The 11459-nt window shown below is 62.9% G+C and carries 8 protein-coding genes and 1 pseudogene; 2 read left to right on the top strand and 7 right to left on the bottom strand.

All coding sequences use genetic code 11. The annotated features are described in order from the left end of the window. The 6 genes from EN935_RS08785 to EN935_RS08810 all read right to left on the bottom strand — a co-directional run. A partial coding sequence (locus tag EN935_RS08785) for an ATP-binding cassette domain-containing protein (protein ID WP_127373270.1) occupies positions 1-448 on the bottom strand: 448 nt, incomplete at its 3' end. Next, positions 445-1464 (bottom strand): ABC transporter ATP-binding protein, encoded by a 1020-nt coding sequence (locus EN935_RS08790; RefSeq protein ID WP_109669845.1) that lies wholly within the window; start codon positions 1462-1464, stop codon positions 445-447. The genes EN935_RS08790 and EN935_RS08785, both read right to left, overlap by 4 nt. Then, positions 1461-2681, bottom strand: coding sequence for an amidohydrolase/deacetylase family metallohydrolase (locus tag EN935_RS08795; protein ID WP_109669777.1), 1221 nt, complete (start codon positions 2679-2681; stop codon positions 1461-1463). Before EN935_RS08795 ends, EN935_RS08790 begins: the two co-directional genes overlap by 4 nt. Further along, positions 2681-3544 carry an ABC transporter permease gene (locus EN935_RS08800; RefSeq protein WP_127263625.1) on the bottom strand — a complete coding sequence of 288 codons (864 nt, stop codon included), beginning with the start codon at positions 3542-3544 and terminating at the stop codon, positions 2681-2683. The genes EN935_RS08795 and EN935_RS08800 overlap by 1 nt, the downstream gene beginning before the upstream one ends. Next, complete coding sequence (locus tag EN935_RS08805; RefSeq protein WP_109669772.1) at positions 3544-4485, bottom strand: ABC transporter permease; 942 nt, start codon at positions 4483-4485, stop codon at positions 3544-3546. The genes EN935_RS08800 and EN935_RS08805 overlap by 1 nt, the downstream gene beginning before the upstream one ends. Before the next feature lie 87 nt (positions 4486-4572). Next, positions 4573-6069, bottom strand: a complete 1497-nt coding sequence (locus EN935_RS08810) for an ABC transporter substrate-binding protein (RefSeq protein ID WP_245468784.1) — start codon at positions 6067-6069, stop codon at positions 4573-4575. An 899-nt stretch (positions 6070-6968) separates the two neighbouring features. Here EN935_RS08810 and EN935_RS08815 point away from each other — a divergent pair. After that, positions 6969-10751, top strand: a complete 3783-nt coding sequence (locus tag EN935_RS08815; RefSeq protein ID WP_127263627.1) for a vitamin B12-dependent ribonucleotide reductase — start codon at positions 6969-6971, stop codon at positions 10749-10751. 91 nt (positions 10752-10842) lie between these two features. Further along, on the top strand, positions 10843-11220 hold the full coding sequence (locus EN935_RS08820) for a VOC family protein (protein WP_127263629.1): 378 nt from the start codon (positions 10843-10845) through the stop codon (positions 11218-11220). On the opposite strand, the pseudogene EN935_RS08825 reads toward EN935_RS08820, so the two are convergent. Next, positions 11217-11459, bottom strand: a pseudogene (locus EN935_RS08825) (hypothetical protein); the annotation flags it as partial. The gene EN935_RS08820 and the pseudogene EN935_RS08825 overlap by 4 nt on opposite strands.

The raw sequence follows: 11459 nt of genomic DNA on the forward strand, positions 1-11459 counted from the left end.
GGTCAGGCGACAGCCCGACCAGCGTCAGCAGCTCGGCGACCCGCTCCGCCCGCTTTTTGCCGCGGGGAAAGCCGCGCGCGTCGAGCGCCTCGCCGATGATGGCGGCGACCCGCATACGGGGATTGAGGCTGGAAAACGGATCCTGGAAGACGATCTGCAACTTCTGCCGATAGGCGCGCATGTCGCGCGACGACAGTGAGAACAGGTCGACGCCGTCGAACAGCGCCTTGCCGCCCGTCGGTTCAACCAGCCGCAGCAAGGCCCGGCCGGCGGTGGTCTTGCCCGAACCGGACTCGCCGACAAGGCCGACAGTCGAGCCGCGCTGGACATCGAAACTGACATCCTCGACCGCATGCACGATGCGGCCGTTGCGCGCTGGAAAATGCTTGGTCAGACCCTGCACGCTGAGCAGCGGCTGCGCCTCGACGGTTTGGACAAGCGCGCTCATAGCTCGGCGCTCCTGATGCAGCGGGAAGCACCGTGCGGGCCTGCCGGCACGAGTGCGGGCGGTGCTGCCCGACACGGCGCTATGGCGAAATCGCAGCGCGGCTCGAAGGCACAACCTGGCGGCAGATTTGTGATCGGCGGCACGCTGCCAGGGATCGAATAGAGCGCACGGCGCTCGCCGGCGGCGTCGATGTCGCGGGCGGCGTTCGGCGTGCAGGCCAGCAGGCCCCTGGTGTAGGGATGGCGCTGATGCGCGAACAGATCGTTGACCGGCGCCTGTTCGACGACGCGGCCGCCATACATGACAACCACATCATGGGCGATTTCGGCGACGACACCGAGATTGTGGGTGATGAACAGGATCGACATACCCATCTCGGCCTGCAGCCGGCGCAGAAGGTCGAGGATCTGCGCCTGGATGGTGACGTCGAGCGCTGTGGTCGGCTCATCGGCGATCAGCAGAGACGGGCTGCACGACAGCGCCATGGCGATCATGACGCGCTGGCGCATGCCGCCGGACATCTGGTGCGGATAGTCGTCCAGACGCGATTCGGCGTCGGGGATTTCGACATGCTTCAGCATGGCGAGCGCGCGCTTGCGCGCTTCGCGACGATCGACCGGCTCATGCAACGCGATCATCTCGCCGATTTGGTCGCCGACCGTGAACAGCGGGTTGAGGCTGGTCATCGGCTCCTGGAAGATCATCGCGATCTCCGAGCCGCGCATTTTCCGAAACTGCTTCTGGCTGAAGCCGGCAAGATCGTGGACGCGCTCTTGCCTGTCGCGAAACAGGATGCTGCCGCCGGCAATCGCACCCGGCCGCGACAGAAGCCCCATGATGGAGAGGCTGGTGACGGATTTTCCCGAGCCGGATTCGCCGACCACCGCGAGTGTCTTGCCGCGCTTCAGATCGAAGGTCACGCCATCCACCGCCTTGGCCGTCAGCCGGCGCGTCACGAACCACGTCCGCAGATCGCGAACCGACAGGATGACGTCGCTGGCGAACGGCTCTGTCACGACTTCCACCCGCAATGCGGACAGGCGTGGGGGCCGCCCTCGCCTTGCCTGGGCATATGGCGATGAGCTGCAACGGCGTGGGCACCCAGAATGGCATGACGCGGTTCAAACAGCCGGTGCAGTGTGCTCGGCACGCCTTGGGAATCGCGCACGGTCAGATCGGCGTCGACAACATCGAACAGCGTAAACTCCGCCGCCTTGCCTTTGTCCAGCAAGCCGTCGGTCGGCAGGCGGATGGCGCGGCGCGGCGCGGTGGTCGAGGCCGCCACCACATCCTCGAATTTCATGCCGAGCGACAACAGCTTGGACATGGTGGTGGCCATGTCCCAGACCGACGTATCCAGCGAGCGGTTGTGGAGATCGGTCGAGATCGTTGCCGGTGGCAGGCCGCGCTCGAGGGCCGCCTTGGCGACATCGAAGGAGAAGGACGCGCCGCCGTGACCGACATCGAGCACGATGCCTCGCGCCGCCGCCTGTTCGGCCAGCAGGTAGAGATCGTCGTCCTCGATGATCGAGCCGCCGGCCTTGCCGTTGAAGCAATGGGTGACGATGTCGCCTTCGGTCAAAAGGCCGAGCACGTCGTCGTAGAGCGGCGGCGGCTCGCCGACATGCACCATAATGGGCAGCTTGAGGATGCGGCTGAGTTTCTTGGCCAACCGGACGGGCGTCAGATCCCAGCCGCCTGTTATGACATGGCTGGCGCGGACTTTCAGGCCAACGATGACGTCGCGGTTGGCCTCGACCGTGGCGATGACGCGGTCGAAATCGATCGAACGCATGTCGATCAGCTCGCTGACGCGGTTGCAGGCGACGAGGCCGATCGAACCGATGTTCAGGAAGGCGTAGACGTTCTCCTTGGCAGGTTCGATGATGAATTCACGAAAGCCATGGAAATTGGCCTCGCCGGCCGAGCCGGCATCGACCATCGTGGTCACGCCACGGGCCGCACCACACTGTTCAGGGCGCAGCGAGATGTCGGTGCCGCCATACCAGACATGGACATGGAGATCGGTCCAGCCGGGTGACAGAAACGCACCCTTGGCATCGACTGTGTTGACGCCCTCGCCCGCTGCAATCGCTGACGCGGTCTCGGCGATGCGGCCCTGCTCGTCGACCAGCACGTCGATCGGCTGATCGAAGCCGCCACCGAAACCGACGGGTCTGGCGCCCTTGATGAGCAGCGGCCGGTCGGCCTTTTGGAAACGATTGCCGAACATCAGATATCCTTTGCCAGACGGGGGTCGAGAAGATCGCGCAGGCCGTCGCCTACAAGCTGCAGCGACAGCACCGTGACGACGATGGCGGCGCCAGGGAACATCATGACCCAGGGCGCCTGATCCATGTATTGGCGACCGGTGGCGATCATGGTGCCCCAGGTCGGAATGTCGGGCGAAATGCCGACGCCGAGGAAGGATAGGCCGGCTTCCGCCAGGATGGCGTTGGCGAAGATGAAGGTGCCCTGCACCAAGAGCGGCGAGGTGACGTTGCGCAGCACGTGGCGGATCAGGATGATTGGCGTCGGCACGCCCAGCGCGCGCGCCGCCTCGACATAGGGAAGTTCGCGGATGACCAGCGTCGAAGCCCGCACGACGCGCGCAAGCCGCGGCGCATAGACGATGCCGAGCGCGATGACGACATTGACCGCAGTCGCGCCGAGTGCGGCGACCAGCGCGATGGCGAGCAGGATATCCGGGAATGCCATCATCGCATCGATCAGCCGCGAGACCGGCGCATCGAGCCGCTTGAAGTAGCCCGATGTCAGCCCGAGGATGGTGCCGATGATCGACGAAAAAATAACCACGGCGAAGCCGACGCTGAGCGAGGTGCGCGCGGCATAGAGCATGCGGGTGAAGACATCGCGGCCGAGATCGTCGGTACCGAACAGATGGTCGAGGCTCGGCGGGTGCAGCCGGCTGGCGATGGAGAGTTTTGACGGCGCATAAGGAGCGATGACGGGCGCCAGGATAGCAGCCAGCACGATGATCACCAGCACGGCGATGCCGGCGGCCGATGTCGGCCGGCCCAGCAGCCGTGAAAGGATGTTGGGCTCGGAGTGGAGCGGGATCGAGATCGCGGCCATCAGTAGCGAACCCTGGGATCGACCGCGAGATACAGCATGTCGATGGCGAAATTGACCAGCACGTAAAGCCCGGCAATGACCAGCAGCGCGCCCTGGATGACGGGATAGTCGCGTCTCAGCACCGCCGAGACGACGAGGCTGCCGACGCCTGGCAAGCCGAACACCGTCTCGGTCACCACCGCTCCGGAAATGAGTAGGGCTGCGGTCAGGCCGATGACGGTGAGGATGGGGATCAGCGCATTCTTGAAGGCATGCTTCAGCACCACGCGCCATTCGCTCATGCCCTTGGAGCGTGCGGTGCGCACATAGTCGTCGTTGAGCACGTCGAGCATCGAGGCGCGGGTGAAGCGCGTGATCAGCGCCGAAGAGACGAGGCCGAGCGCCAGCGCCGGCAACACGAGATGGTTCAGCCTGTCGGCAAAGGATGCGCCCGGCCCGCCATAGCCTGACGTGTCGAACCAGCCGAGCTTCACGGCGAAGAACTGGATGAACAGCAGCCCCAGCCAGAAGCTCGGCACGCTGGCCGCGAACATGGCGATGGTGGTCGTTGCCTGATCGAAGACCGAACCACGCTTGTAGGCGGCCAGTATGCCGACCGGCAAGGCGATCAGCGTCGCGATCAGCAGCGAGAACACGGTGAGGAAGAAGGTCGGCTCGGCACGCTGCGCAAGTGCTGATGTGACCGGCTCGCCAAGGAAGATCGACTGACCGAAATCTCCTTGCACCACGCCAAGCACATAGCGTCCGAACTGTTCGAGAATCGAGCCGTCGAGCCCGAGCCTGGAGCGAAGTGCTGCGATGTCGGCGGCCGACGCGTCGGGGCCGAGCATCACCGCTGCCGGATCGCCTGGCGTCACGCGCACGATGACGAAGACGATGGTGACCACCAGCGCCATGACGACGATCATGCCGAAAAGTCTGTTGAGGATCGAGCGCAGCATCGGTTCAGCCTGTCCCTTCCACAATCCATCGAAACGGTCTTGTCGGGCGCCGGCAAAAGTCTGGCCGGCGCCCGGTTGCGGGAGGAACTACTTGCCTTCCAGATAGGCGTTCCAGAAATACGGCCATGGCGCCGGCGTCACGCCCTTGAGCGTCGGCGCCTGGGCGGCCAATGCGTTGAAGTCGCCGATCTTGACCGCCGGAACCTCGTCGAAGACCGCCTTTTGCACATCGGCGAACAGCGCGACGCGCTTGGTCGGATCGGACTCGGCATTGAAGGCGCCCAGCACCTGGTGCTTGCGGTCGGAAACCCACCAGCCCGGCGAGGAATCCGACATGATGCCGGTCAGCGAGGGCTCAGGCAGGAACGGGCTGTGGGTGATGTAGATGTCCCAGAGCGCCGGATCGGTGCGGTTCTTGGTCAATGTCGCCCATTCGACCACGTCGAGCTGAACCTGGAAACCGGCGGCCTTGAGATACTCCGCGGCAACCTGCGCCATCTTGTAGTGGAATTCGTACTGGCGGCTGGTGAGGATACGCAACGGCTTGCCGTCGTAACCGGCCTCTTTCAGCAGTGCGGCGGCGCCCTCGGTGTCGCCGTCGGGCTTGTAGGCTTCGACGCCGGCATCGGTGTGCCAGGCATAGCCTTCGGGATAGAGCGCGCCGTCGGCGGCGAAGAAATCCTTCGACCCGAAGGCGGCAAGCAGCATGTCGTTGGGCGCCAGTGCCGCCTGGATCGCCTTGCGGATGCGGATGTCGGCGTTCAGTCCCTGCTTGGTGTTGAGGACGAAAACCGGCCAGCCGAAGGGTTTCAGGATGACGGGCGCGGTCTTGCCGCCGGAAATCTTGTCGAACGATTCCACGGGCAGTGAATCTGCATAGGCGAACTGGCCGGCAACCGCACCTTCGACGCGGGTGTTGGCATCGGGGACCGGCACGAAACGGATTTCGTCGAGATATTGCTTTCTGGCACCGCCATAACCGTTTGGCTCGCCATCGCGCGACTTGTAGCCGTCGAAGCGGGCAAGCTGGATGAACTGGTCGGGCTTGCGGTCCTTCAGCATATAGGGGCCGGTGCCGACAAAACTGGTCAGCGGGTCCTGCCCTGCATTCTCGGAGGGAATGATGATGGCGGCGGCGTTGTTGAGCGACAACAGCGCCAGCAGTGGCGCGAATGGCTTCTTGAGGCTGATCTTGACCGTGCCGTCGTCGACCGCATCGACCGAGGCAATGACCTCGGCGGCCTGCTTGCCGCGCGTGGCGATTTTCATCCAGCGCTGCAGCGACGCGACGACGTCGGCCGAGTTCATGTCGCTGCCGTCATGGAACTTCACGCCGGTTCTGAGCTTGATGGTGTAGACGAGCCCGTCAGGTGAAATCTGCGGCATGTCGGCGGCGAGAAGCGGCGTGATGCCCCAATCCTTGTCGAAGGTGTAAAGCGTTTCGTAGATGTGCTGCGTGACGATGCCGACGAGATCGGCGGTCGATGCCATTGGATCGAGCGTCGGCGGTTCGCCGATCGTGGCCACATCGATGACGCCGCCCTTGGCGGGCTCAGCCCAGACATTGCCCGTCGCCGGCAGCATAAGCGCGGCGAGCGAAGCTGCTATTTGGAAAAAGCGCTTCATCTTGGTTCCCTTCGCATCTATTCCATATTTATGGAACTTATATCTTAGTTACGGACTAGTAGATGCATCAGCCCTTCGCAACGTCAAGTTTTTTTCTCCCCGGGTTGCCTCGTCATCCGAATCCGGGAATCGATTTGCGCCGCCATTCCCGACCGATCGCCCATTTCACCGGCAGATTGACGTATCGCCATGGAATTGGACCTCTGTGGCCAGCGCAGATGGCGGCAATCCAGGGCAAACGGCGGCTTGCCCCAGGGCGAACGGCGGCTTGCGATCATGCCAAAGCGAATTCCGCTCAGCCGGCTTTCTATCCCCGTTATCCACATATGTGACACACAAGATGTTGGGGTCACAAAAGCTACGCAAACGAATCCTTGACGGCGCAAAACGAGTCGCCTTTTATAGGCCATGCGCTCCTGTTGAGAGTGCGACCGGAAAGTTCTGAGCCCGGTCTTTTTCCCGGATTATGTGCGTTTTTGCCCGCATTTCCGCCTGTTTACGAGGCCGGCGGAAGCGTTGGGATTGTGGGGTGGTTGGGGACGATAGGGACAATTGTCGGACTGGAATAAATTGTCTGTTAATACTATATTTAGTGTTTGCAGGTAGGTTCGACGCTAGATAGTGTGAATTTCCCTCGAGCGAGGGAATCGGAAAAAATCAGTTTTGAGGGACCCGCGGGTTCGTCGGCGCGTTGGACATGCACTTCGCAAGGAGTTTGACCAGCAGGGCCGGTGGAGACTGCAAAATGGAGAGCCGGCCGTTTTCGAACGCCGGCAGACGGCGGACATGCGCGTTTCGCATTGGGGGCAGAAATCCCTGGGGAAAAGCGCTATATATAGACAAAAGGGACCGGACCAATGCGCATCGAGCGTCGTTTCACCAAGCCAGGACAATCTGCCTACGCGGAGATCGAATTCCGCAAGGCGCTTTCGGAGATCAAAAATCCGGATGGTTCGGTGGTGTTCCGCTTGGACAATATCGACGTGCCGGCGCAGTTCTCCCAGGTTGCCGCCGACATCCTGGCGCAGAAGTATTTCCGCAAGGCCGGTGTCCCCGCGCGCCTGAAGAAGATCGAAGAGAACGACGTCCCCTCCTTCCTGTGGCGCTCGGTCGCCGATGAGGCCGAGCTGGCCAAGCTGCCGGAAGCCGAGCGCTACGGCTCCGAGATCGACGCCCGCCAGGTCTTCGACCGGCTGGCCGGCACCTGGACCTATTGGGGCTGGAAGGGCGGCTACTTCAAGGCGTCGGAGGAAGACGCGCGCGCCTTCCGTGACGAGCTTGCCTATATGCTGGCCACCCAGCGCGTGGCGCCGAATTCGCCGCAATGGTTCAACACCGGCCTACATTGGGCCTATGGCATCGACGGCCCCAGCCAGGGCCACTTCTATGTCGACCCGTTCACCGGCAAGCTGACCAAGTCGAAGTCCTCCTACGAGCACCCGCAGCCGCATGCCTGCTTCATCCAGGGCGTGCAGGACGACCTCGTCAACGAGGGCGGCATCATGGACCTGTGGGTGCGTGAAGCGCGCCTGTTCAAATACGGCTCCGGCACCGGCTCCAACTTCTCGCTGCTGCGCGGCGAAGGCGAAAAGCTGTCGGGCGGCGGCCGCTCGTCCGGTCTGATGAGCTTCCTCAAGATCGGCGACCGCGCGGCGGGCGCCATCAAGTCGGGCGGCACGACGCGCCGCGCCGCGAAAATGGTCATCGTCGACGCCGACCACCCCGATATCGAGGAATTCATCGACTGGAAGGTCAATGAAGAGCAGAAGGTCGCCTCGCTGGTGACCGGCTCCAAGATCGTCAAGAAGCATCTCGAAGCGATCATGAAGGCCTGCGTCAACTGCGAAGGCAATGGCGACGACTGCTTCGATCCGGCCATCAACACCGCGCTGAAGCGCGAGATCAAGGCGGCCAAGAAGTCCGCCGTGCCGGAGAACTACATCTACCGCGTCATCCAGTTCGCCAAGCAGGGCTATTCGTCGATGTCGTTCAAGACCTACGACACCGACTGGGATTCGGATGCCTACCTGACCGTTTCGGGCCAGAACTCCAACAATTCGGTGTCGCTGAAGGACAATTTCCTGCGCGCCGTCGAGGACGACGCCGACTGGCACCTGACCGCCCGCAAGGACGGCAAGGTATTGAAGACGCTGAAGGCTCGCGACCTCTGGGAAAAGATCGGCTATGCCGCCTGGGCTTCGGCCGATCCGGGCCTGCACTTCAACACGACGATGAACGACTGGCACACTTGCGCTTCCGCCGGTGCGATCCGGGCGTCCAACCCGTGCTCGGAATACATGTTCCTCGACGACACGGCCTGCAACCTGGCATCGATCAATCTGCTGCCCTACCGCAACGCCGACGGCACCATCGACATCGCTGCCTATGAGCACACGGTGCGGCTGTGGACCATCGTTCTCGAAATCTCGGTGATGATGGCGCAGTTCCCGTCGAAGGAGATCGCCAAGCAGTCCTACGAATACCGCACGCTCGGCCTCGGCTATGCCAACATCGGCGGCCTGCTGATGACATCGGGCATTCCCTATGACTCCGACGAAGGCCGCGCGATCTGCGCCGCACTCACCGCCATCATGACCGGCGTCGCCTACGCCACTTCGGCCGAGATGGCTTCCGAGCTCGGCGCCTTCGCCGACTACGACCGCAATGCGCAGAACATGCTGCGCGTCATGCGCAACCATCGCCGTGCCGCCTATGGCGAGAAGCAGGGCTATGAGAAGCTCGCCGTCAACCCGGTGCCGCTGGTCGCTTCCGACCTGAAGCAGCAGGACCTTGCCACCCACGCCAAGGCCGCCTGGGACCGCGCCATCGAGCTTGGCGAGGAGCATGGCTATCGCAATGCGCAGGCAACCGTGATCGCGCCGACCGGCACGATCGGCCTGGTCATGGATTGCGACACCACCGGCATCGAGCCTGACTTCGCGCTGGTGAAGTTCAAGAAGCTCGCGGGCGGCGGCTACTTCAAGATCATCAACCGCGCCGTGCCGGAAGCGCTGCGCACGCTCGGCTACTCCGAAGCCCAGATCGGCGAGATGGAGGCTTATGCGGTCGGCCACGGCAACCTCAACCAGGCGCCCGCCATCAACCCCGGCGCACTCAAGGCCAAGGGTTTCACCGACGACAAGATCGCGGCGCTCAATGCAGCCTTGAAGTCGGCCTTCGACATCAAGTTCGTCTTCAACCAGTGGACGCTCGGCGCCGACTGGGTGAAGGAGACGTTCGGCTTCACCGACGAGCAGCTCAACGATTTCTCGTTCGAGATCCTGCCGGCGCTCGGCTTCTCCAGGAAGGACATCGAGGCCGCCAACATCCATGTCTGCGGTGCCATGACGCTGGAAGGCGCGCCCTTCCTCAAGGCCGAACACCTGGCCGTGTTCGACTGCGCCAGCCCGTGCGGCAAGATCGGCAAGCGCTCGCTGTCGATCAACAGCCACATCCAGATGATGGCGGCGGCACAGCCCTTCATCTCCGGCGCCATCTCGAAGACCATCAACATGCCCAACGACGCCACGGTGGAAGACGCCAAGGGCGCCTACATGCTGTCGTGGAAGCTGGCGCTGAAGGCCAACGCGCTTTATCGCGACGGTTCGAAGCTGTCGCAGCCGCTCAACTCCTCACTGCTCGCCGATGGCGAGGACGACGAGGACGAAGCCCTCGAGCAGCTGATCGCCGCACCGGCGGCAGCGCGCGCGGCGCAGATCACCGAGCGGATCGTCGAGCGCATCATCGAGCGTGTGTCGCGCGAGCAGGAAAAGCTGCCCGGCCGCCGCAAGGGCTACACGCAGAAGGCGAAGATCGGCGGCAACACCATCTTCCTGCGCACCGGCGAATATGACGATGGCCGTCTCGGCGAGATCTTCATCGACATGAACAAGGAAGGCGCGACGCTGCGTGGCCTTCTCAACAACTTCGCCATCGCCATTTCGCTCGGCCTGCAATATGGCGTGCCGCTCGACGAATATGTGCACGCCTTCACCTTCACCAAATTCGAGCCGGCGGGCATGGTGCAAGGCAACGACGCCATCAAAAGCGCGACGTCGATCCTCGACTACGTATTCCGCGAACTGGCCATCTCCTATCTCGGCCGCAACGATCTTGCCCATGTCGACCAGTCGGACTTTTCCAACACCGCACTTGGCCGCAACATCAGCGAAGGCAAGACGGATGCGGTCTCCAAGGGCCTGACCCGTGGCGCCTCGCCGGTGAAGCTGGTGTCGCGGGTGAGCGGCAACGATCCGAAGGGCTTTGCGGCTCCCTCGGGCACCCCTGCCCGCTCAGTGCCGACCGCCTTCTCCGGCTCCAACGTGCTGGCGCTGAAGCCGGCCAGCGACGAAGCGGTCGCTTACAAGCGCGACTATGAGGAGCGGGCGAAGGAACTGGCCGAGGACATCGCCTTCGAGGAAGCGGCGGGCGTTGCTTCCGACGCCACGGCGGGATTGTTTACCGACGCCGCGGCCGTCGAGGCGGCCGAAGCCAAGAAACTCGCCAACGACCGCCGCGCCAGGTCACTGCTCCAGGGCTACACCGGCAATTCCTGCTCCGAGTGCCAGAACTTTACCATGGTGCGGAACGGGACTTGCGAGAAGTGCGACACGTGCGGCGCGACGAGCGGGTGCAGCTGAGGAAAACTTGCGTCGGCGCTAAAACGCGACATCATCGGCCCGATCGCAAGATCGGGCCGAAATGTTTAGGTGGCATGTACCGGGCCAACACATGATTGATCACATCACCATTGCTGTGAGCGACCTTGAGAAGAGCAAGCTCTTCTACGAAAGGGCTTTTGCACCCTTGGGATACAGCCTCTCCTTCGGCAAGGAGGGCGTGTTCTGCGCCTTTGATGTCGGCGCCGGCAGCCTGTTCGAGATCCAACAATCGGACAGCAAACCACCGCTGACACGTGTACACGTGGCTTTCCGGGTGAACAGCAAGGCAGACGTCGACACGTTTTATCGAGTTGCTCTCGAGGCCGGCGGCACAGACAATGGCGTACCAGGCCCGCGCCCGGAATATACCGCGAACTACTACGCCTGCTTCGTTCTTGATCCCGATGGCTACAACATGGAAGCCATGCTCAATGAGCCTAGCGTCTAACTCGCCGGCAACACCCGCAGCGTCTGCTCATCAAACAACGGTTCGTCCTGACCAATCCGCACGAACAGCACTTTCCGCCCCTCACCCGCCGGCACCTCGAAATACTGGATGCCGTCAGGCATTTCGCCCCAGTCGCCGCAGGGCGGCTCCGGAACCTCGTTGGGGTCGGCTAGCGCTTTCAGTTCTTTGGCGTAGGCAGCGTCGGGGCTGAATGTGTAGCGCTTGACGACGGCGGGTAC

It is taken from the genome of Mesorhizobium sp. M7D.F.Ca.US.004.03.1.1, assembly GCF_003998635.1.
GTDB classification, from domain to species: domain Bacteria; phylum Pseudomonadota; class Alphaproteobacteria; order Rhizobiales; family Rhizobiaceae; genus Mesorhizobium; species Mesorhizobium loti.